The organism is Stenotrophomonas sp. STEN225 (assembly GCF_056756445.1).
This window is the reverse complement of record NZ_JBRRBV010000007.1, coordinates 63,234-85,725: the sequence shown is the minus strand read 5'-3', so window position 1 is coordinate 85,725 and position 22,492 is coordinate 63,234. Positions and strand designations below refer to the sequence as shown.

Below are 22,492 nucleotides of genomic sequence, written 5' to 3'. Positions count from 1 at the left end.
GCAAGGAGTTATATGAAACTGGCCTGGATTCTCTGGCTGTCGCAGTTGCTGCCCCAGCCGGCGGCTGATTCATTGTGTTTGAGCACCACCGTATACCTGGAAGCCCGCGACCAGACCCTGCGCGGCCAGCAGGCCGTGGCCGAGGTGGCACTGCGCCGCCTCGACAGCGGCCTGTGGGGCGACTCGATGTGCCAGGTGGTGACCGCACGCAAGCAGTTCGCCCCGACCATCGTCTCCCCCGGCACCCAGCTGGGCAACGACGCGGCCTGGAGCGAGGCCATGAGCGTGGCCTTCGATGCGGAGCGCAACTGGGCGCTGCCGGCCGGCGAGCGCCGCGAGATCGTCCCCGGTGCCAGCCATTTCGCCGCCCTGGCCATCGCCAGCCCGAACTGGCGCAATGCCTACCAGGTGGCCACCATCGGTGATCACACCTTCTATAAGGTGCAGAACCTCAAGCCCCGGCAGTCGTAACGAACTGTTGCCGGCGGCAGCGTTGCCGCGCGCCGGCAGGCTCTGGGATAGTGGGCGATTCCCGCACACCCCGCCTGGAGTTCCCATGAAGCTGTACAGCAAGCCCGGTGCCTGCTCCACCGCCGACCACATCGCCCTGCAGTGGACCGGCCAGCCGTTCGAGGTCGAACTGCTCGACAAGGACACCCTGAAGGGGCCGGAATTCCTCAAGATCAACCCGGCCGGCTCGGTTCCGGCGCTGGTCGATGGCGACTTCATCCTGCTGCAGAACGCGGCCATCATGGGCTACATCGCCGACCGCTTCCCGCAGGCCGGCCTGGCCGGCGACGGCAGCCCGCGCCAGCGTGCCGAGGCCACCCGCTGGCTGGCCTTCGTCAACTCCGATGTGCACCCGGCGTTCTCGCCGCTGTTCGCACCGGGCAAGTTCATCGGCGATGAGAGCCAGTACGACGCGATCCGCGCGGCCGCCCGCAAGCGCCTGCGCGGCCTGTTCGAGACGGCCGACCGGCAGCTGGCGGACAAGCCCTGGCTGGCCGGTTTCCGCAGCTTCGCCGACCCGTACTTCTACATCACCCTGCGCTGGGCAGCCGGCGCCAAGGTCGACCTGTCGGGGCTGGATCATCTGGCCGCCTACAAGGCGCGCATGGACGCCGATGCCGGCGTGCAGGCCGCACTGAAGGCCGAAGGCCTGGCCTGACCGCACACGGAGCCGCCGGCAGCGCAGGCGGCTCCGATCCGGCGTCCCGGCCCCGCACCGGGCATCGCCGGCGCCCCGTGTCCACCGTTCAACCGATCTCGCGGATCACGGCACCCTTGGCGTCACGCAGCAGCGTCGGCACCACCTCGACCTGCAGCTGGCCGCCCAGCGGGTAGATCCCGCGCTCGGCACGCACGTCCTGCCACGCCTGGACCCCCTGTGCATCCAATGCCCAGCGCGCGCTGTCGGCATCGACGTCGTTGGCGCCGCCGCCCGCAGCGGGGGTGAACTCCCATTGGCGCTCACGGCTGACCAGCACCAGCGATGCGCCATGGTGCAGGCGCAGCGGCAGCAGCTTGCGCACGCTCGGCACCTGGCCGGCGCCAAGCACCAGCGTGGTCACGCCCGAGACCTGTCGCCAGTCCAGCGTTTCAATGAACAACATGCCGGTGCTGGAGCCCTCCCGCGCACTGCCCGCCTGCACCTGCGCCGCCAGTGCCGGATCATCCAGCAGGTCGCCCCGATGCAGATCGGTGATCCACAGGGGCATCGCCGGCTCCAGCACGTGCAGCACCCCGCGGGTCGACCAGCGTTTCACTGCAGCCATTTCCCCATCCGTCAGCCCGACCAGCTGCAGGAACTGCAGGCGGCCGTTGGCCGTCTCGCGCGCCGGCAACTGCGGGTCGGCGATGAAAGCCAGATGGCGCAGGCGGGTGTCGGACTCGAGGGCAATCGGGCCGTTTGCGTCAAGGTGGTGGCCGTCCTCGAACACGTTGCCGCTGCCGAACACGTAGCGCGCCAGGTTCTGCAGCAGGTTCATCGGCCATGTCGGCGGTGCCTGTTCGGCGTGCACGCCCTCGCCTGCTGCCAGACGGAAGGTCAGCTCGAATCCGTAGCCACTTGCTTCGGCGTCACTGCTCTCCTTGGCGTACAGCTCGGACAGGCCATAGGTGATGTAGTGCCAGTGCGGTACCGGCACCTCCGCACGGTAGACACTGATGCCATCGAGGGGATCCTGGCCGCCCAGCGTGTACGGCAATGCCGTTCCGAAATGCAGGGGCTCCTGGCCCGCGTACAGCGGCGCCAACGCCGCATTGATCGCGTCCCAGCCCGGGGTGTCGGTGTCGTCGTGGTCGTCCTGCACGAGAGGCTCCTGATGGGAAGAAAACCATCCACTCTACGCGCTGCGTCAGGCCTGCACGACTCCGCGATCGCCGGCTGCCAGCGATGCCTGCGTTTCCTGCCACCAGCGCTGTGCCAGTGCCGGGCTGCGTGCCTTGCCTACCGCCGCCAGCAGTTCCGGGCACAGGCGCTCCAGGGCCGAGGCATCGGTGCAGCGCTCGATCTTCAACTGCATGAAGTAGCCCTTCAGCCCGAGGTGGCGCCGCACGGCTTCGCTCATCGCCTCGTACAGCTGCTGATACAGCGCCGGGTCCTGTTCGCGGCCATTGCTGAGGCCAGCGACCGGCACCGCATCGGCGCTGCCCCCCACCACTTCGATCAGCTCCATCGCGGCCAGCTGTTCCAGCGCATCGGGTGGCGCCCGCAGTCCTTCGAGCAGACTGCGCAGTTCGGTGTCATCGCGGCGACCATCGACCATCAGCAGGATCGAGCGCAGCGCGGCCGGCAGGCGCCGCGCACGATCCTCGATTTCCTGGCGGCCAGCGGCCGTCTTGGCGTGCAGCAGTGCCATAGCTCCCCCGTTCCATGATGCGCATGCCTGCGCGCCCTGACGGACGCGCTCCCCGGCATCGAGCTTAACGCACCGCTGGTACGGTGAACGCTGCGGTGCAGCACCGCTGCATTCCTTGCCTCGGCCCGCTGCACGCGGCCCCGGCAATACAGGACCGGTCTAGCGTCCCAGCGCGCGGCGGATCTCCTCCAGGGCGGCCGGGTCATCCAGGGTCGACAGATCGCCGGGATCGCGCTGCTCGGCCAGCGCCTGCAGCGAGCGCCGCAGCAGTTTGCCCGAGCGCGTCTTCGGCAATGCATTGACCACGTGCACGTGCGCCGGCCGTGCAACCGCCCCCAGCGACGTGGTCACCGTTGCCATCATCTCCGCCACCACCGGTGCAGGGTCTTCGCCCCCCAGCCCCTGCTTGAGGGTGACGAAGACCAGCGGCACCTGTCCCTTCAGTTCATCCTTGACGCCGATCACCGCGGCCTCCGCCACACGCGGGTGGCTGGAGATGGCTTCCTCGATCTCACGTGTCCCCAGGCGATGCCCGGCGACGTTGATGACATCGTCGGTACGGCCGAGGATGAAGGTGTAGCCGTCATCGTCGCGGATCGCCCAGTCCAGCGAGCTGTACAGCAGCTCCTTGAAATGGCTGAAGTAGCTCTGCAGGAAGCGGCTGTCGTCGTTCCACACCGTGCTCATGCAGCCCGGCGGCAATGGCGGGGTGACCACCAGGACTCCCTTCTGCCCGGGTGCGACTTCTTCGCCGGTGTTCTCGTCGATCACCTTCATGCGGTAGCCGAGGTTGGGGAAACCCGGCGAACCAAAGCGCACCGGCTTCATCTCCAGGCCCGGCAACAGGGTCAAGGCCGGCCAGCCGGTTTCGGTCTGCCAGTAGTTGTCGATGATCGGTTTGCCCAGCGCTTCATTGATCCAGTGCGCGGTCGGCTCATCCAGCGGTTCGCCGGCCAGGAACAGGTACTTCAACGCGCGCAGGTCGTGGCGATGGATGAAATCCGCGTCGTGCTTCTTCAGCACGCGGATCGCGGTGGGAGAGGAGAACATCGTGCGCACGTTGTACTGCTCGCACAGGGCCCACCAGATGCCCGGATCCGGATGGGTCGGCAGGCCTTCGTACAACAGCGATGTGCAACCGCCGATCAGCGGTCCATACACGTTGTAGGAATGTCCTACGGCCCAGCCGACATCGGAGGTGGAGAACATCACCTGCCCCGGCTTGCAGTCGAAGACGGTCTCCATCGACTGTGCCATCGCCACCGCGTATCCGCCCACATCACGCTGCACGCCCTTGGGCTTGCCGGTGGTGCCGGAGGTATACAGCAGATAGCTCGGCTCGCTCGCTTCCAGCCACTGCACCGGAACATCGACGGCACCGACTTCCGCGCGCAGCGTCGCGTACTCGACGTCTCGGCCCTCGATGCGCGGCTCGGCCGGATCCAGCCCGCGCGAAACGATCAGCACGTGCGGCGGTGGATGCCCGGCTTCCGCACAGGCGGCGTCCACCATCGGCTTGTAGGGAATGAGCTTGCCTCCGCGCATGCCGGCATCGGCCGCGATCAGCAGCTTGGGTCTGGCATCGTCGATGCGCAGGGCAAGGTTGTGCGCGGCGAAACCACCGAACACCACCGAGTGCACGGCCCCGATGCGCGCGCAGGCCAGCATCGCGAACACGGCTTCGGCCATGTTCGGCATGTAGATGACCACGCGGTCGCCATGGCCGACGCCCAGGCGCAGGAGCACGGCAGCGAAGTCGTTCACTTCTCGGTACAGCTGCCGGTAGGTGATCTCGCGGGTGCTGTTGGTTTCGGTGGAAATGGCTACCAGCGCGAGCTGGTCGGGCCGAGTGTCCAGATGGCGATCGACCGCGTTGTAACAGAGGTTGGTTTCGCCGCCCACATACCAGCGCCGGAACGGCGGGTTGCTGTAGTCGAGCACCTGTTGCGGCGGCTTGTGCCAATGGATGCGCTTGGCTTCCTCGCCCCAGAACGCCTCCGGCTCGTCGATCGAGCGGCGGTAGGTTTCCTCGTAGTTCATGACGCAGCCCTCCCAGACGAAGTCATGGGTTCGAGCATAGTGCCGCGTTGCCGCGCGTTCCGCCCTACCTTGGTAGGGGGTGGGTTTTCCATGCAGGGCTGCCGCCCTGCACCTGCAGAGGCAACGTCAACGTCAAGAGCTGGACTACTGAGGGATGGCGGGGTAGGTCCGGTGGCGGGAGACGCCGTAAACCCGTCCATGGGGGCTTGGCCGCGGCATCCATGCCGCGGACACTCCCGCCACCGGACCCACCCCGCCTTCGACAGTTTTCTGTGATCTGTCGGAACGATCCGACCCAATATCTATTCCGATATCTGACAGATTTCATCCACACGTGGCGTGAATCCATCAGATCGCGGCATTCTGCCGAAGGTGGGGCGGTGTCGGAGTGCGGGGTGTCCGCGGCATGGATGCCGCGGCCAAGCCTACAGGGACGTACTTGCGGCGTCCCCGCACTCCGACACCGCCCCGCCACCCCACGGACAGCGCGCTTTTGACGTTGAATCTGACGTTGCCCTGGCTCGTAGCAGGTGCAGGGCGCAGCCCTGCCGCCCCCTTGCCCTGCTTAGAACGGAGTGGCGGACTCGAACGCCAGCGCGTCGCCCGTCACCGGGTGGGTGAAGTGCAGGCTGCGCGCATGCAGATGCACGCGCTGCGCCGGTGCGGCGCCATACAGCACATCGCCGACGATCGGATGACCCAGGCTGGCCATGTGCAGGCGCAACTGATGGCTGCGCCCGGTCACCGGCTCCAGCGCCACGCGCGTGCGCTGCGCTTCAACATCGCGGGCCAGCACGCGCCAGCGCGTCAGCGCCGGCTTGCCGTGTTCATGGTCGACCTTCTGTTTCGGCCGGTTCGGCCAGTCCACGATCAGCGGCAGATCCACTTCACCGGCATCACCTTCGATCACACCCTGCACGACGGCTTCGTAGCACTTGCCCACCCTGCGCTGCTCGAACTGCATCGACAACGCGGCCTGCGTCGTCTTGCCCCGTGCATGCAGCAGCAGACCGGAGGTGACCTGGTCCAGCCGATGCACGGTCAGCGCGTCCGGGTACAGCACCTGCAGGCGGGCCACCACGCAGTCCTGGTTCTCCGCGCTACGGCCAGGCACGGACAGCAGGCCAGCGGGCTTTTCCACCACCAGCAGCGCGTCATCGATGTAATGCAGGTGGATCATGCGGTTCTGCGGAACTCCATATGAAAACGGGGAAGCCGAAGCTTCCCCGTTTCTGTCAGCTGCGTGCCGGCCAGACCGGCACCCGCGGCATCAGCCCAGCAGGTGGGCAACGCCGGCGCGTTCTTCTTCCAGCTCGGCCAGGGTCTTGTCGATGTACTTCTGGCTGAAGTCGTCGATCGGCAGATCCTTGACCAGGGTGTACTTGCCGTTCTCGGTGGTCACGGCGAAGCCGAAGATCACGCCTTCCGGGATGCCGTAGGAACCATCGGACGGCACGCCCATGGTGACCCACTTGCCGTTGCTGCCCAGCACCCAGTCACGCACGTGGTCGATCGCGGCATTGGCCGCCGAAGCCGCCGAGGACGAGCCACGGGCTTCGATGATCGCCGCGCCGCGCTTGCCGACGGTCGGAATGAAGGTGTTGGCATTCCATTCCTGGTCGTTGATCGCATCGGCGATCGAAGCACCATCGGCGGTGGCGAAACGGTAGTCCGGGTACATGGTCGGGCTGTGGTTGCCCCACACCACCAGCTTTTCCATGCCACCGACCGGCTTGCCGAGCTTGGCCGACAGCTGGCTCAGGGCACGGTTGTGGTCCAGGCGCAGCATGGCGGTGAAGTTTTCCGGCTTCAGGTCCGGTGCCGACTTCATGGCGATGTAGGCGTTGGTGTTGGCCGGGTTGCCGACCACCAGCACCTTCACGTCACGGCTGGCGACCTTGTTCAGCGCCGCGCCCTGCGCGGTGAAGATCTTGGCGTTTTCCAGCAGCAGGTCCTTGCGCTCCATGCCCGGGCCGCGCGGACGCGCGCCGACCAGCAGGGCGATGTCGGCATCCTTGAACGCCACTTCAGCGTCGTCGGTGCCGACCATGCCGGCCAGCAGCGGGAAGGCGCAGTCTTCCAGTTCCATCATCACGCCCTTCAGGGCGGCCTGGGCCTTGTCCACCGGCAGCTCCAGCAGCTGCAGGATGACCGGCTGGTCCTTGCCCAGCATTTCGCCGGAGGCGATGCGGAACAGCAGGGCATAACCGATCTGGCCGGCGGCGCCGGTCACGGCAACACGAACGGGTGCTTTCATGGGGGTTTCCTCTTGCTTGCAAGCGTTTGATGGGACGCCGCGGGCGTGGCCCGGCGGGCCTGGCAGGCGGCGGAGAACAGGGAAACGGCCACCCGTGGGTGGCCGTCTCGGAAGGGGGTCAGGCGGCGAGGATCTTGTTCCACTCGGCCACGCGGTCGGCCTGTGCGGCCAGCGCGGCGTCGACGTCGCCTTCCAGGGTGATCGAATGGATCACGTCGCCCTGCTTGACCGAATCGACGATGGCCTGGCCTTCCAGAACCTTGCCGAACACGGTGTGGCGGCCATCCAGCCAATCGGTCTTGATGTGGGTGATGAAGAACTGGCTGCCATTGGTGTTCGGGCCGGCATTGGCCATCGACAGCGAGCCGACCTCATGCTTCACGCCGTTCTTCTCGTCTTCGAACTTGTAGCCCGGGCCACCGGTACCACGGCCCTGCGGGCAACCGCCCTGGATCATGAAGTCGGCGATCACGCGGTGGAAGATCAGGCCGTCATAGAAGCCGTGCTTGACCAGGTTCACGAAGTTGGCAACGGTCAGCGGCGCCTTGTCAGCGAACAGCTCGACCTTGATCGGGCCCTGGGTGGTGTCGAAAGTGGCGATGAGGGACATGAAGATCCTTGTTGCAAAGGGAAAGGCGTCTAGCCACCTAGTTTACACCCGGCACGTGGCGGCGGCGGCTTCGACCATCGGCGCAGGGCGACGCTTCAGGCTTTGGAGGGTCGCCGCCGGCGGGGCCCCGACGGCCAGCTGAATGGGGCTCCCGGGCGGGCCGGAATCCAGCTTTTCGCGAATCGTCAAGTTCGACGTATAATGTTGGACTTCTTTTTCCAAATCCGGCGCCGACTGGCCCCCTTTCGTATGTCCATCGAAAATCTTCGCAACATCGCCATCGTCGCCCACGTCGACCATGGCAAGACCACCCTGGTCGACCAGCTGCTGAAGCAGTCCGGCACCCTGTCCGAGCGTACCGTCCTCGCCGAGCGCGTGATGGACAGCAACGACCAGGAAAAGGAACGCGGCATCACCATCCTGGCCAAGAACACGGCCATCACCTGGGAAGACAAGAAGACCGGCATCAAGAACCGGATCAACATCGTCGACACCCCCGGCCACGCCGACTTCGGCGGTGAGGTCGAGCGCGTGCTGTCGATGGTCGACACCGTGCTGATCCTGGTCGACGCGATGGACGGCCCGATGCCGCAGACCCGCTTCGTCACCCAGAAGGCCTTCGCGATGGGCTTCAAGCCGATCGTGGTGGTCAACAAGATCGACCGTCCGGGCGCGCGTCCGGACTGGGTGATCGACCAGGTGTTCGATCTGTTCGACAAGCTCGGCGCGACCAACGAGCAGCTGGACTTCCCGATCGTCTACGCGTCGGCCCTGAACGGCTATGCCGGCCTGGAAGACACCGTCCGCGATGGCGACATGACCCCGCTCTACGAAGCGATCATGAAGCACGCGCCGAAGCCCGAAGTGGATCCGGAAGGTGCCTTCCAGATGCGCATCAGCCAGCTGGACTACAACAACTTCGTGGGCGTGATCGGCATCGGCCGCATCCAGCGTGGCACCCTGAAGAAGAACATGCAGGTCACGGTGATCGATCGTGAAGGCAAGAAGCGCAACGGCAAGGTCGCGCAGGTGCTGGGCTTCCTGGGCCTGGAGCGCATCGAGCAGGACACCGCTGAAGCCGGCGACATCGTGGCGATCTCGGGCATTCCGGAGCTGACCATCTCCGACACCCTCTGCCACCCGGACACCCCGGAAGCGCTGCCGGCGCTGACCGTGGACGAGCCGACCATCTCGATGACCTTCCAGGTCAACAACTCGCCGTTCGCGGGCAACAAGGACCTGTCCGGTGGCAAGTTCCTGACCAGCCGCCAGATCAAGGACCGCCTGGACCGTGAAAAGGTCCACAACGTGGCGCTGAAGGTCGAACAGCTGGAGGACGCCGACAAGTTCCTGGTCTCCGGCCGTGGCGAACTGCACCTGTCGGTGCTGATCGAGAACATGCGTCGTGAAGGCTACGAACTGGCCGTGTCGCGTCCGGAAGTGATCATCAAGGAAATCGACGGCCAGCAGATGGAGCCGATCGAACAGCTGGTGGTGGACGTGGAAGAAGTGCACCAGGGCGGCGTGATGGAAAAGCTGGGCACCCGCAAGGGCCAGCTGAAGAACATGGAACCGGACGGCAAGGGCCGCGTGCGCCTGGAATACTCGATCCCGGCCCGTGGCCTGATCGGCTTCCAGAACGAATTCAAGACCCTGACCCAGGGTTCGGGCCTGCTGTTCCACGTGTTCGACCATTACGGTCCGAAGGAACAGGGCGCAATCGCCAAGCGCATCAACGGCGTCATGATCGCCAACGCCCCAGGCGTGACTCCGGCCTACTCCCTGGGCCCGCTGCAGGAACGCGGCAAGCTGTTCGCTGCTGAAGGCGACAATGTGTATGAAGGCCAGCTGGTCGGCATCCACTCCAAGGACAACGACCTGACCGTCAACGCCATCAAGACCAAGCCGCTGACCAACATGCGCGCTTCGGGCAAGGACGATGCGATCCAGCTGACCCCGGCGATCAAGTACTCGCTGGAACAGGCATTGGACTTCATCGAGGACGACGAGCTGGTCGAGATCACTCCGAAGGAAATCCGCCTGCGCAAGAAGTTCCTGACCGAAAGCGACCGCAAGAAGGCTTCGCGCGGCGGCTGAGCCGGACCGTGAGCCAGAGCGGCTACAACCCGGATCCACACCGGCATCCGGGCCTCCACGTCATCGCCCTGCTCGAAGCGAGCAAGGCGGTGCTGGCGTTGCTGGCTGCGACCGGGCTTGAAGTGCTCGGTCCGCAGCCGCTCCGCGATGGGGTCAATGCCCTGATCCGGCGTTTCAGCCTGGACCCGGATCACGGCACCCTGCCCTCCCTCCTGAACATGATCAATCCCGACGCCGTGCACCTGGCGGCGGCGGCGATGATCGGCTACGGCCTGCTGCACCTGGTGGAAGCCTGGGGCCTCTGGCGGGCCAGGGCCTGGGCCTCCTGGCTGGGCTGCCTGACCGCCGCGCTGTATCTGCCCTTCGATGTCTTCGCCATCGTCCGCCACCCCGGCTGGCCCTCCTGGACGATCCTGGCGATCAACCTGCTCGTGGTCTACGTCCTGGCCCGCGACCTGCGCAAGCGCCACCACTGAGCAGCAGCTACACTGGGCATTGGAGCCGACCAAGCCGCCCCATGCGCCCGTCCTTGCCGCCTCTGCTGACCTGCCTGCTCATCGCGCTGCCCGCGTTGTTCATTGTTGGCTGCAGCCCGGCCACGACCAGCGCCCACGCCGCCGAACCCGCGAGCCGCAACGTGCCCTTCCCCTACGCCGAGACCGACCTGGCCGACCTGCAGGCGCGCATGGTGGCCGGCGAACTGGACAGCACCACGCTGACCCACGCCTACCTGCAGCGCATCGCTGCGCTGGATCGCGCCGGGCCGCGCCTGCGTGCCGTCATCGAACTCAACCCGGATGCCCTGCGAGAAGCCGGTGAACGCGATCGCGAGCGCCGGGACGGCCATCTGCGCGGGCCGCTGCATGGCATTCCGGTCCTGCTGAAGGACAACATCAACGCCGCGCCCATGACCACCAGCGCCGGATCGCTCGCGCTGCAGGGTTTCCGCCCCGCCGATGCCTACCTGGTAAGACGCCTGCGCGAGGCCGGCGCGGTCGTGCTGGGCAAGACCAATCTCAGCGAGTGGGCCAACTTCCGCGGCAACGATTCGGTGTCGGGCTGGAGCGCGCGCGGTGGCCAGACCCGCAATCCGTACCGTCTCAGCCATTCGCCCTGTGGCTCCAGCAGCGGCAGCGCGGTAGCGGTGGCCGCCAATCTGGCCAGTGTGGCGATCGGCACCGAGACCGACGGCAGCATCGTCTGCCCGGCCGCGATCAACGGCATCGTCGGCCTGAAACCGACGGTCGGCCTGGTCAGCCGCGAAGGCATCATCCCGATCTCCTTCAGCCAGGACACCGCCGGGCCGATGACGCGCAGCGTCGCCGACGCCGCGGCCGTACTGACGGCGATCGCGGGCCGGGACGATGCCGACCCCGCCACGGCCACCATGCCCGGCCGCGCGGTCTACGACTACACCGCGCGCCTGGACCCCGAAGGCCTGCGCGGCAAACGCATCGGCCTGCTGCAGACCCCTCTGCTGACGTACCGTGGCATGGCACCGCTGATCGATCAGGCCGCCGCCGAACTGCGCCGTGCGGGCGCGGTGGTGGTGCCGGTGGAACTGCCCGACCCGGGTGCCTGGGCCGAAGCCGAGCGGGTCGTGCTGCTGCATGAGTTCAAGGCCGGGCTGGAGCGCTACTTCAAGACCTACCGCGCGCCCCTGCGCAGTCTTGGCGAACTCATCGCCTTCAACCAGGCCCAGGCGCCGCAGGAACTGGGCCTGTTCGGCCAGGAACTGCTGCTGGAGGCCAACGCCACTGCCGGACTGGCCGACCCTGCCTACATCCGTGCGCGCAGCGATGCGCGGCGCCTGGCCGGGCCGGAAGGCATCGACGCCGTCCTGGCTGCCTACCAGCTGGATGCGCTGGTTGCACCGACCACCGGCACAGCCTGGCCCATCCGCCGCGAAGGCGACGATTTCCCGGGTGAGAGCTACAGCGTGGCAGCGGTCGCGGGTTACCCCAGCCTGAGCGTGCCGATGGGACAGATCAACGGCCTGCCGGTCGGCCTGCTGTTCATGGGCACAGCCTGGAGCGAGCCGAAGCTGATCGAAATGGCCTATGCCTACGAGCAACGCACACGTGCGCGTCGCCCGCCTCATTTCGAAACCGACACCCTGATCGACACTGGCGAGCCTTGATCGGCCCCGGGCTGCCCGGCGGACCGGGGGTACCGCTGCGCTCGCCGGGCACGTCCCGGCGCTAGCGGTCGGGGTCCGGTTCCACCGGCGCGATCGCGGCCTCGCCGTCCTCCGCCCCGGGTGAACGTACATCTGCCGTACGTGCACGCGGTGCGCGCGGCATGTCCAGCTCATCCTCGCGCTGCAACCGCGCGCGCAGCTGCGGCAGTGATTGCGGATGCTCGCGCGCCAGGAAATCCAGCATGCGCTCGCGCACCAGGCAGCGAAGATCGAAGGCATCGCCGGAGCTGCGTGCACTGACCAGCAGGCGCACCTGGATTGCCCGCTCGCTGGTTTCGGTCACCTGGGTCACGCAGACCCGTCCATCCCACAGCGCCTCGCCGCGGCAGATGCGCTCCAGTTCACTGCGGATCGCCGCGATCGGCGCGCGGTAGTCCAGCCACAGGAACGCCGTGCCGAGCAGATCGGCGCTGCGCCGGGTCCAGTTCTGGAAGGGGTTCTCGATGAACCAGGTCAGCGGCACCACCATCCGCCGCTCGTCCCAGATGCGTACCACCACATAGCTGCTGCCGATCTCCTCCACGCGCCCCCACTCGCCTTCAACGATCACCACATCATCCAGCCGGATCGGCTGGGTCACGGCGATCTGCAGGCCCGCGATGAGGTTGCCGAACACCGGCTTGGCGGCGATGCCCGCGACCAGCCCGATCAGACCGGCCGAGGCCAGCAGGGCGGCGCCGATCTTCTGCACCATCGGGAATGTCAGCAGCACCAGCGATGCACCGAGCACGATGATGCCGCCCATCAGCACGCGGCTCAGCACCCGCGTCTGGGTCTGGATGCGACGGGCTTCCAGATTGTCCGAGACGTCGATGGGATGACTGCGCAGGATCGCACGCTCGCCGGCGGCCACCGCGCGCACCAGCAGCCAGATGAAACAGGCCGTCAGCGCGATGTGCAGCCCGTGCTGCAGATGCCCCAGCAGAGGCTCCTGCAGTGGCGTGGCCTGCAGCGCCGGGATCAGCAGCAGCAAGGGCCATGCGGTCGCCATTGGCAGACCGAGCACACGACCGATGCGCGCGCGCCGGCGATCACGCCCTTTCAGCCGGTGATAGATCCACAGGATCAGCCAGGCGCCGATGCCGCCTACCAGTGCCGCCAGACCCAGCGGCCATGCATATGCCTGTGCGCTTTGCCAGTGCACGGTTGCCACCTCCACTCGAACAGCAGCGGACAGCCTCGCGCATGGCGCATGAGCGTCACGTCAGCCGTTCGTAAGCAGGGTGTTGGTCTGCAGGGCTTGCAGCCCTGCACCTGCTGCGGGCTGGAGCAACTGCAACTGCAACTGCAACAGCCGAAGCAGAAGCGGATTTCATGTGGGATGGCGGGGTGGGTCCGGTTGCGGGGGACGCCGTAAATCCATCCATGGAGGCTCGGTCGCCGCATCCATGCGGCTCACGCCCCCGCAACCGGACCCACCCCGCCTTCGACAGATTTCCGCGATCTGCTGGAATTGCTTTTGGGGTCAGATCCGTTTTCTTCCGCAGAAAACGGATCTGACCCCAGATTGATTTCGATATCTGGCAGAAGTGTCGACCAAGGTCGACACCTACCCACACCTGCAGAAAACCCTATCCCCGCGGTCGGCTGCGCGAAGGCACCAGCGCGAAGGTATCCACGGCCAGCTTCTCGGCGTGATTCAACCAGGCGCGGATCTCCAGATCGTCCACTTCATGATCCAGTCCGAAGGACACATTGATCTTGCCGTCGGCATCAGGCTGGACCCACTGCTGGGCCAGCACCACCTTGCGCTGCGATGACACGGCCTCGATCCAGAAACCGCGATCCGGGCGCGTGCTTGCCACCAGCTGCAGCATGTACTGGCCGGCGCGGGTGCGGCGGCCCTTCTGGGTGATCATGTGGGCCTGGCGCACGCTCGGGCGTGGTCCCTGGAACGCATCCAGCGGCGCGTCCACCGCGATGCCACCACGCAGGTCGTCGTCGCGGTACAGCTTGATGCCGTTGTCGCGGTTCACCAGCAAGGCGCACCAGTCGCCGTCGGCCGACCCATCCTCGAATGCGGTGCAGCGATCCACATAGGCCAGGGTGTTGTCCGGATCGGCATCGTCGAACTGGCGGGACGTGTTCTCCAGATACACCGACTTCAGGCTCCAGTCCTTGTCGTACTCCAGCAGGACCGGCGGCTGCACGTGCTGCATGCCCACCACCACCTGGTCGTCGTTGTCGATCCTCAGTTCGCGGGTCGGCTCGCCCAGCCACAGCGACCGGGCGAATGCCAGGTACTGCGGGTAATCGCGGCCGCCATCGCGACGCGCCGCGACGCTGGCACTGGGGGCACGCGTTTCGTCCAGCAGCGAGCGGCCGAAGCCCATCGTGCGCAGGCCCGGATCGAGCAGGCCCAGCAGGGTGGCGCCGGAGTCCAGCGTCGAGCCGTTCTCCGCCGCCAGCTGGCGCGGCGCCACGCCATCACCGAGGAACAGCAGCAGGTTCTCGCGCTTCTGCCTGGCCAGCACGTGACTGAGATCGTTGGGCATCGCCAGATGGTCCGAGGCGATCACGATCAGCGTGTCCTTGCCGTACGGACTGGCCTGGATGCGCTGGACCAGCTGCGAGATCAGGCGGTCGGTGCATTTGAGCGCGTTGAGCAGGCCGATGTTGCCGTACTGGCTCTGGTAGCGTTCGCCCTTGCACGACACCGGCAGGTGGCCTGCGGGATGGTGCGTATCCATGGTCAGCGTGGTCAGCATGAACGGTGCGCCGGCGCGCGAGAGCTGCTCGAAGCGCTGGTAGGCGGTGTCCAGCAGCACGTCATCGTGTACGCCCCAAGCAGAGTAGTGAATGCGCCCGATCTTCTTCTGCTGCTTGAACCACGCCAGATCATGTACTTCGTCGAAGCCGTGGCTGGCCAGGAACTGGCCCTTGCCGGCGAACTGGCCGTTGGCGCCGCCCAGATAATGGTTGGTGTAGCCCTGCTGCTTCAGGTAGTCGCCCAGGCACACGGCCTTGGGCAGGAAGCTGCCCATCCGGTCCATGCTGTTCTCATCGCCCTGCGAGGTGGTCAGCGGCACGCCGCACATCGATGCCACCAGCCCGGCGATGGTCCAGCCACTGCCTTCGGCCGATGCCAGGCCGCGCACATCCAACGACCTGGCGGCCAGACGATTGAGATTGGGCATCAACCCGGGAAACACGTTCTCGTCCAGATAAGTGCGTTCAAGACTTTCGCCGTAGATCCAGACGATGTTGCGCGGCCGCTGCAACGGCTGGGTAGGCACCTGGTATTCCGGCGCGATGCGCGCGAAATCAACCGGTCGCAGCTGCTGGTAAAGACGCTGGCCGTCGCGCGCCAGCGGACTGACCATGAGCGTGACCACCCATGCGACGGCGAAGCCGGCGAACCAGGCCGCACCCCGTCCGGGCCGATGCCAGCGGCGGACCCGCGTGGCGAACAGCGGTAGCAGCGAAACCAGGGCCAGCACGATGAAGCCGGCGATGTAGCCCTTGAAGTCGGCGACGCCGGCACCCTCCATGTCCGCACCCAGGTGGTACAGCGTGGCGGCGTTGAGTCCGTCACCGGAGAGCTTGTCGATCAGCCACCACGTGCTGAGCGCCAGCAACAGCAGCGAGAACGAACCGGCCTTCCACCACATCCATTTGTCGGAAGCGAGGAACAGCCAGACCAGCAGCAACAACGACAGCAGAAGGATCCAGAGCATAGGCGGCTTCGGCAGTGAACGGGGTGGTGCGATGGACGTCGTACCGACGCGTGTCCATCCGACCGGCGCTGCCGCTAGCATGTGTGCATGACAGGCCGATGACCCGATAGTGCATGCACGAACCTGACTGAAATGTTTGTTGATCGACCGCGTGCGGTAACAGCGCGATCAAGTAAAACGAGCGTGAAAATGCGCGTTGGATTGCATTAAGAACCGCATGAATGCGGCACTTCGGAGATGGACGTATGGCGCAGGTGCACATATCGCGCACCACGCACTCCGCTCATCGATGGCCGCGTTCCTCGCGTGCCCGCGCGCGCCGATCGAACAACAGCGCGCTGGTGACGATGCCCAGCCCCAACGCCACGCCGATCAGCATCAGCACCAGCGCGATCGCCGGGTAACCGAACACATGCCAGCCGGTATCGAGCTTCATCATCAGCGATGCGGCGAGAATCAGCGCTGCGCTGATGATGCCCGCCGCCACGCGGTTGGCGATCTTCTGCAGGTTCTCCATCAGCCGTGATTCCTCCAGCCCGGTCACCTTCATCTGCAGGCGGTTCTCGGCCAGCAGGGCCATGATGTCCGACAGCTTGCGCGGCCCATCGCGCAGCAGCTGCTGCAGCTCCATTGCCTCGCTGGCGAGGTTGGCGGCCGACAGCGACTTCTTCAGGCGCGCGCGCATCACATGCTGCAGCTGGCGCTCGACGATGCGGCGCGTGTCCAGTTCGGGCGCGAGCAGGCGGCAGACCGTCTCCAGGTTCAGCAGCGCCTTGCCCAGCAGGCTCAGTTCCGGCGGCGTACGCAATCCACAGGCCGTGGCGATGCGCACCATGTCCAGCACCACGCGTCCCTCGGAGAAGTTGCCGCTGGCGGCATAGCGCGCGATCAACTGGCCGGTCTCGCGCAGGTAACGCTCCTCGTCGAAGGCTTCCAGCCGGGTGCTGATGCTGATCAGATCGTCCGCCACTTCTTCGCCGCGGCCATCGACGGCGGCGAACAGGATCTTCAGCAGGCGCTCGCGCAGCCGCGGTGGCATGTGCGCGACCATGCCCAGATCGAAGATGGCGAGGCGACCATCGGGCATCACCCGCAGGTTGCCCGGATGGGGATCGGCGTGGATCTCGCCATGCACGAAGATCTGGTCCAGGTAGCCCCGGATCAGCGCGGCTGCCAGCGGGTCCATCGACTGCTCGGTACGGCGTACGCCGGGTATCGCGTCCACGCGAACGCCGGTGGCCAGCTCCATGGTCAGCACGCGCTGGCTGCTGTAATCCCAGATCGGCTGCGGGACCCACAGGCGCCGGAAGGGCCGCAGATGGCGGCCGAAGCGGGCCAGGTTCTCGGCCTCGGCGTGGTAATCCAGCTCCTGCATCAGGGTCTTGGCGAACTCGTTGAGCCAGTCGCGCAGGCGGACCCGGCGGCCGACCTGGGTCAGGTGATCGGCGGCCAGAGCGAAGCTGCGCAACGCTTCCAGGTCCGAACGCAGCTGCGCGGCGACCTCCGGCTTCTGCACCTTCACCGCGACCTGCCGGCCGTCATGCATCACCGCACGATGGACCTGGGCGATCGAGGCGCAGCCCAGCGGCTCGGGGTCGAAGGCCGCGAACAGCTTGCTCACCGGTGCCCCCAGCTCCTGCTCGACGATGGCATGGATGCGTTCGACCGGAATCTCGGCCACCTTCTCCTGCATGCGCTCCAGTGCCGTGGCGAACTCCACCGGCACCATGTCTGGACGTGTGGACAGCATCTGGCCCAGCTTGACGAACGTCGGCCCCAGCGCTTCCAGGTCACTGACGAACTGCTCGGGATTGCCGTCGGCCGGCACCTCGGCCTGGCTGCCGGCTGCGTCCAGGTTCATGCCGGAGAACACCCCCGAATGACGGTAGCGCATCAGCAGGCGCAGGATCTGGCTGCGTCGGCTCATGCCTTTTACCAGCGGTGGATTGCCAGTGGCGGTGGGCGGATTGTTCAAACGGCACTCCTTGTGGACAACGACCGGTAGTGCCGGGCCATGCCCGGCGGAACGGGATCACCTCGCCAGTCTGGCCGGGGCAGGGTAGGCACGCGGTGAATCCACTTCCTCCCGGGCCGTTGGATCGGTCAGAATCCGTCCATCCTCCCTCCTGGAACCCCCATGGCCGGTGCCAGCCTGTTTGCCCTGCTCGACGATATCGCGACGCTGCTCGATGACGTCTCGATCCTGACCAAGGTGGCCGCGAAGAAGACGGCCGGTGTGCTTGGCGACGACCTGGCGCTGAACGCGCAGCAGGTAACCGGTGTTTCTGCCAACCGTGAACTGCCTGTGGTCTGGGCGGTGGCCAAAGGCTCGCTGCTCAACAAGGTGATCCTGGTTCCGGCCGCGCTGGCGATCAGCGCCCTGGAAGCCTGGCTGCATGGTCGTGGCTGGAACGTGCCGCTGATCGTGCCCTTGATGATGATCGGTGGCGCATTCCTTTGCTTCGAGGGGGTGGAAAAGCTGGCGCACCGTTTCCTGCATTCGGCGGACGAGGACGCCGAGCACCAGGCCGAGCGGCGCAGGGCGCTGGCCGATGCGCAGGTGGACATGGTGGCGTGGGAGAAGGACAAGGTGAAAGGTGCGATCCGTACCGACTTCATCCTCTCTGCCGAGATCATCGTCCTGACACTGGGCGTGGTTGCCGCCGCCTCGTTCTCCCAGCAGGTGCTCACCCTGGTGGTGGTCGCATTGGCGATGACGGTGTTCGTCTACGGACTGGTTGCCGGCATCGTCAAGCTGGACGACGCGGGCCTGTACCTCTCGCGCAAGGGCGGAGCGGTCGCAGCGTTCGGACGCGGCCTGGTCGCATCGGCGCCGTGGTTGATGAAGTTCCTGTCGATCGCCGGCACCGTGGCCATGTTTCTGGTCGGCGGCGGCATTCTGGTGCACAACGTGCCGGCGCTGCACCACGCGGTGCAGGCGCTCGGTGGCCAGGGCCAGTGGGGCTGGCTGATCGGCGCGGTTGCCAACATGGTGGTGGGTATCGTCGCTGGCGCCATCGTGCTGGCGGCGGTGACCGGCATCCAGAAGCTGCGCGGGAAGTAGCCGCGTCGCCGGACGGGCGGCGGTAGCGCCGGGCCATGCCCGGCGGAGCGCTTCAGCCCGCCTGCACGCGGTTCTTGCCCTGCCGCTTGGCCGCGTACAGCGCCTCGTCGGCCCGTCGCAGCAGCGCCTCGCTGTCATCGCCGGGCTGCCATTGCGCCAGTCCGGCACTGAAATGCACCGGCACGCGCCGGTCCTGCACGGTCAGTACCCGATGCGCCAGTGAGCGCTGCAGGCGCTGCACGGTGGCCATGCTGTCCGCACCGGGGGTCTCCGGCAGCACCAGCACGAACTCGTCGCCGCCCAGCCGCGCGATGCCATCGGTGGCGCGCAGCAGCAGCCTGCACACCGCCACCATGTGCTGCAGCAGCGCGTCACCGCCGGCGTGACCATGCGCGTTGTTGGTCTGGTGGAAGTCATCCAGATCGATCACCGCCACGCCCAGCGGCGTGTTGTTGCGTTCGGCGCGCGCCAGCTCGCGCTGCAGCAGTTCGTCCAGGCCCCGGCGGTTCAGTGCCTGGGTCAGCGGATCGATGCGCGCGAGGTCGCCGGCCATGCGCAGTTCCTGTTCCAGCTCGGCGATGCGTTGTTCAGCGCGCTCCACATCCAGCCGTGCGGCGGCCAGGTGGTCGCGTGCCTGCGCGGCCTGCTGCTGCACTTTGCCGGTATCGCGCATCACCTCCTGCAGCAGCTGGTTCAGATCGGCGATGCTGCGCGCCTCGCGCAGCTGCAGTGCGTAGCTGCCGATACGGTCATGGTATTCACCGGTGCTGGTGGCCATGCCATCCATGCGTTCGATGAAATCCCCCATCAGTCCGCGCATCGCCGCCTTGGAGTCGTCGATGCCCTGGCGCAGCAGGCCCTGCCGGTAGATCACCTCGCGCAGCTCGGCACGCGTTCGTTCAACCGCCTCAGCCTGCAGCGGGCCGGACAGCAGTTGCCGCACCGCCGCGATCTGGCCCTGCAGCCAGCTGCGATCGTCCAGCAGTTCGCTCACATTCTCCAGCAGCAGTGCGAACAGCTCCAGCAGCAGCGCCTGCTGTTCCTGCCAGCTGCCGGCACGCACGCCGATCTGATGGCCGAGCTCGCGCACACCCTGCTCGATCGGCTCCAGGGCGCTGCCCGGCTGCCAGTGGCGCAGGCGAAGGGACAGCGCCTGCGCCTGCTCGCGCAGGTCCGGGTCGTGCTGCAGCAGCGCCACTACCGCGCCGCCCAGCAGCAGGCGCAGCTGTTCGGACAGGCGCAGGCTGTCGGGCTGCCCATCCGGTGAATGCTGGTCGATGGTGCGGATGTACTTGTCGATCAGTTGCCGCATCGCCCGCCCGTAGCGTGGCCAGTCGGCGCTGGCCTGCGCGGACTGCAGGCGATCACCCATGTCGCCCAGTTCGCCCGGCAGCGTCGCCATGCCATTGGCGAACGCGGCCAGCAGCGGCTCCGGCGCATCGGCACCGGCAAAGAGCCGTTGCAGGCTTGCGCTGCTGCCGCCCTGCAGGATCACGCGCTCGCCCTCACCCGCGTCGGCCACCGCGCGCACGCGTGCCGGCGGACCGAGGGCGGTGCCGGGGGCGGGGCGCGGGTCGGGGTGGTCCGTCATGGAGCGAATCCTGGGGCTGGCAGGGTCTGGTTCCAGCATATCGGCGCGGCTGCCGATGGCTTGAACGGCTAGGATGGGCGACAGGATGCCGCACGGGAGGTGGTGATGCGCGTGATGTTGCTGGGGGCGACCGGCCTGGTCGGCGGGCTGACCCTGCCCGGGTTGCTGGACGACCCGCGCTGCAGCGCCGTGATCGCGCCCACCCGGCGTCCGCTGGCGTTGACCCATGGGAAGCTGGAGAACCCGGTGCTGGCCTTTGACGCGCTGCCGGCCTCGCCTGAGTGGGCGCGCGTGGACGCGGTCATCTGCGCGCTGGGCAGCACCATCGCCCAGGCCGGCAGCCGCGCGGCCTTCCACCGCATCGACCATGACTATCCGCTGGCGTTCGCCCGCCTCGCACAGGCACAGGGCGCGAAGACCTATGTATTGAATTCCGCCGCCGGTGCCAACCCGCAGTCGTCGATCTTCTATAGCCGGGTGAAGGGCGAGCTGGAGCGTGACCTGCGCGCGCTGGGGTTTGCTTCGCTGACCCTGGTGCGGCCTGGACTGATCGGCGGCGAGCGCACCGAGGTCCGTCGTGGCGAGCGTTTCGCACTGGCGGTGCTCGGTGCCCTGGGGCCGGCACTGCCGCGGGCATGGCGGATCAATCCAGCCGTCGAGATCGCCAGGGCACTGACTGGAGCCGCGCTGGCCCCGCAATCGGGTGAGCACGTGGTGACATCAAGCGCACTGGTCGGCTGATGTCGCGTGCGCTGCGCCTGACCCAGCTGCTGCAGCTGCTGCGCCGCCATCGACGGCCGGTGGCCGGACAGGTGCTGGCCGATGCGCTGGGTATCAGCCTGCGTACGCTGTACCGCGACATCGAGACGCTGCGCGGGCAGGGCGCTGACCTGCGCGGCGAGGCCGGCGTCGGCTACCAGCTCGCGCCGAGCGACACGCTGCCGCCGATGACCCTGCCACCGGCCGAGATCGACGCGCTGGTGCTGGGCCTGCGCTGGGTGGCGGCCCGCACCGAGCCGGCGCTGGCCGAGGCTGCCCGTGATGCGTTGGCGCGCATCGCGCATGTGTTGCCCGCCGCCCGCCGCGAGGCACTGCGTGACAGCGGTCTGCGCGTGGGCCCTTCACGAACAGCGGCCAAGGTGCCGGCGGCCCGGCTCCAGGCGGTGCGCGAAGCCGTAAGCGCACAGCAGCGCCTGAAGTTCGGCTACGAAGATGCGCACGGCCAGCGCAGCGAGCGCATCGTCTGGCCCTTCGCGCTGGGCTACTTCGACGAAGTTCCGATGCTGGCGGCGTGGTGCGAGAGCCGCGAAGACTTCCGCCACTTCCGGCTGGACCGCATCCGCCAGGTGCGCGCGCTGGAGGATCGCTATCACGTGCCACGCGCGATCCTGCTGCGGCGCTGGCAGAAGGCCCAGGGCATCGCACCGGACTGGTTGGATCGTTCGTAGCATCGGGCTTGCTCGACGGCCTTCGAGCTTGGCGAACAGCGGGCGAACAATCGCGATGCTGCTGACAGAATCTGTCAGCAGGGCGGTACCACCATGAAGGCTCCCAACAACGGAGCGTCCCCATGTTCAGGCCCAGCACCCTGCTGCAGTACGCAAGTGATGTCGCTGCCAGCGCCGCCTTCTACAGCGGCATCCTCGGCACGCCCCCCGTCGAGCAGTCGCCCGGCTTTGCTCTGTTCCTGCTCGGCGACGGCGCCGCGCTCGGCCTGTGGCAGCGCGATGACGTGCAGCCGCCGGTGTCCACGCAGGCCGGCGCCGCGGAACTGGCGATGGTGGTCGCCAACCCGGAGGCTGTACAGCAGATGCACGACGCGTGGCGCGCACTCGGCGTGCAGATCGTGCAGGCCCCGGTCACCCTGGAATTCGGGCATACCTTCGTGGGTGTTGATCCGGATGGGCACCGCCTGCGTGTATACAGCCGCGCCGAGGGCCTGCCCGCGAGCGGTTGAAATGAGGGGAGCCGGTACCTGCCGGTTCCGCTGTTCCCGGATGTGGTTCCGCCCACCTTCGGTTGACCAGCAGGAAGCTGCCGAGCATGGGCTCGGCTCTACCGTAGAGCGCGCACAAAAAACGCCGGGCACTGCCCG

General features: G+C 66.9%; 19 protein-coding genes. 9 read left to right on the top strand and 10 right to left on the bottom strand.

Annotated features, from left to right (window positions below):
• Positions 1-12 precede the first annotated feature (12 nt).
• Together ACVOJ1_RS09095 and ACVOJ1_RS09090 are read left to right on the top strand one after the other, a co-directional pair.
• Complete coding sequence (locus ACVOJ1_RS09095) at positions 13-471, top strand: cell wall hydrolase (RefSeq protein ID WP_053520031.1); 459 nt, start codon at positions 13-15, stop codon at positions 469-471.
• An 85-nt stretch (positions 472-556) separates the two neighbouring features.
• Positions 557-1,168, top strand: coding sequence for a glutathione S-transferase N-terminal domain-containing protein (locus tag ACVOJ1_RS09090; RefSeq protein ID WP_053520032.1), 612 nt, complete (start codon positions 557-559; stop codon positions 1,166-1,168).
• A gap of 88 nt (positions 1,169-1,256) precedes the next feature.
• Here ACVOJ1_RS09090 and ACVOJ1_RS09085 read toward each other — a convergent pair whose 3' ends face one another.
• The 6 genes from ACVOJ1_RS09085 to ACVOJ1_RS09060 form a co-directional block, all read right to left on the bottom strand.
• On the bottom strand, positions 1,257-2,312 hold the full coding sequence (locus ACVOJ1_RS09085) for a suppressor of fused domain protein (protein WP_346480342.1): 1,056 nt from the start codon (positions 2,310-2,312) through the stop codon (positions 1,257-1,259).
• A 45-nt stretch (positions 2,313-2,357) separates the two neighbouring features.
• On the bottom strand, positions 2,358-2,861 hold the full coding sequence (locus tag ACVOJ1_RS09080) for a hypothetical protein (protein WP_053520034.1): 504 nt from the start codon (positions 2,859-2,861) through the stop codon (positions 2,358-2,360).
• Between the two features lie 159 nt (positions 2,862-3,020).
• Positions 3,021-4,901, bottom strand: a complete 1,881-nt coding sequence (prpE, locus tag ACVOJ1_RS09075) for a propionate--CoA ligase (protein WP_180875745.1) — start codon at positions 4,899-4,901, stop codon at positions 3,021-3,023.
• A 565-nt stretch (positions 4,902-5,466) separates the two neighbouring features.
• Positions 5,467-6,081, bottom strand: coding sequence for an RluA family pseudouridine synthase (locus ACVOJ1_RS09070; protein WP_128988931.1), 615 nt, complete (start codon positions 6,079-6,081; stop codon positions 5,467-5,469).
• 90 nt (positions 6,082-6,171) lie between these two features.
• The gene (locus tag ACVOJ1_RS09065) at positions 6,172-7,158 is read right to left on the bottom strand and encodes a malate dehydrogenase (RefSeq protein WP_005415428.1); all 987 of its coding nucleotides are present in this window, start codon (positions 7,156-7,158) and stop codon (positions 6,172-6,174) included.
• A 118-nt stretch (positions 7,159-7,276) separates the two neighbouring features.
• Entirely contained in the window at positions 7,277-7,768 is a 492-nt protein-coding gene (locus tag ACVOJ1_RS09060; protein WP_053520333.1) for a peptidylprolyl isomerase, read from the bottom strand.
• 249 nt (positions 7,769-8,017) lie between these two features.
• Between ACVOJ1_RS09060 and typA the strand changes: the two genes are divergently transcribed.
• Genes typA through ACVOJ1_RS09045 form a run of 3 tightly spaced genes read left to right on the top strand, consistent with a single transcriptional unit; the run spans position 8,018 to position 12,005 of the window.
• Positions 8,018-9,865 (top strand): translational GTPase TypA, encoded by a 1,848-nt coding sequence (typA, locus tag ACVOJ1_RS09055; RefSeq protein ID WP_053520332.1) that lies wholly within the window; start codon positions 8,018-8,020, stop codon positions 9,863-9,865.
• Between the two features lie 8 nt (positions 9,866-9,873).
• Positions 9,874-10,341, top strand: coding sequence for a DUF2127 domain-containing protein (locus tag ACVOJ1_RS09050; RefSeq protein ID WP_065176006.1), 468 nt, complete (start codon positions 9,874-9,876; stop codon positions 10,339-10,341).
• A gap of 41 nt (positions 10,342-10,382) precedes the next feature.
• Positions 10,383-12,005 (top strand): amidase, encoded by a 1,623-nt coding sequence (locus ACVOJ1_RS09045; RefSeq protein ID WP_111187030.1) that lies wholly within the window; start codon positions 10,383-10,385, stop codon positions 12,003-12,005.
• 61 nt (positions 12,006-12,066) lie between these two features.
• On the opposite strand, the gene ACVOJ1_RS09040 is transcribed toward ACVOJ1_RS09045, so the two are convergent.
• The 3 genes from ACVOJ1_RS09040 to ACVOJ1_RS09030 form a co-directional block, all read right to left on the bottom strand.
• Positions 12,067-13,209 (bottom strand): mechanosensitive ion channel family protein, encoded by a 1,143-nt coding sequence (locus ACVOJ1_RS09040; RefSeq protein ID WP_053520335.1) that lies wholly within the window; start codon positions 13,207-13,209, stop codon positions 12,067-12,069.
• 427 nt (positions 13,210-13,636) lie between these two features.
• Entirely contained in the window at positions 13,637-15,742 is a 2,106-nt protein-coding gene (locus tag ACVOJ1_RS09035; RefSeq protein WP_346480341.1) for a phosphoglycerol transferase I, read from the bottom strand.
• A 283-nt stretch (positions 15,743-16,025) separates the two neighbouring features.
• On the bottom strand, positions 16,026-17,669 hold the full coding sequence (locus ACVOJ1_RS09030; RefSeq protein ID WP_227255316.1) for an ABC1 kinase family protein: 1,644 nt from the start codon (positions 17,667-17,669) through the stop codon (positions 16,026-16,028).
• A gap of 210 nt (positions 17,670-17,879) precedes the next feature.
• Between ACVOJ1_RS09030 and ACVOJ1_RS09025 the strand changes: the two genes are divergently transcribed.
• On the top strand, positions 17,880-18,806 hold the full coding sequence (locus ACVOJ1_RS09025) for a DUF808 domain-containing protein (protein ID WP_053519860.1): 927 nt from the start codon (positions 17,880-17,882) through the stop codon (positions 18,804-18,806).
• A gap of 52 nt (positions 18,807-18,858) precedes the next feature.
• Here the strand turns inward: ACVOJ1_RS09025 and ACVOJ1_RS09020 are convergent, their stop codons facing one another.
• Complete coding sequence (locus tag ACVOJ1_RS09020; RefSeq protein WP_197600269.1) at positions 18,859-20,397, bottom strand: diguanylate cyclase domain-containing protein; 1,539 nt, start codon at positions 20,395-20,397, stop codon at positions 18,859-18,861.
• Between the two features lie 105 nt (positions 20,398-20,502).
• On the opposite strand from ACVOJ1_RS09020, the gene ACVOJ1_RS09015 reads away from it, so the two are divergent.
• From ACVOJ1_RS09015 to ACVOJ1_RS09005, 3 genes are all read left to right on the top strand, one after another.
• Positions 20,503-21,138, top strand: coding sequence for a Rossmann-fold NAD(P)-binding domain-containing protein (locus ACVOJ1_RS09015; RefSeq protein ID WP_197600270.1), 636 nt, complete (start codon positions 20,503-20,505; stop codon positions 21,136-21,138).
• Positions 21,138-21,845: a helix-turn-helix transcriptional regulator gene (locus tag ACVOJ1_RS09010; protein WP_065174363.1), complete on the top strand. Its 708-nt coding sequence runs from the start codon at positions 21,138-21,140 to the stop codon at positions 21,843-21,845. Before ACVOJ1_RS09015 ends, ACVOJ1_RS09010 begins: the two co-directional genes overlap by 1 nt.
• A gap of 122 nt (positions 21,846-21,967) precedes the next feature.
• A complete protein-coding gene (locus ACVOJ1_RS09005; protein WP_197600271.1) occupies positions 21,968-22,354 on the top strand; it encodes a VOC family protein in 387 nt (128 codons plus the stop codon).
• Positions 22,355-22,492 lie beyond the last annotated feature (138 nt).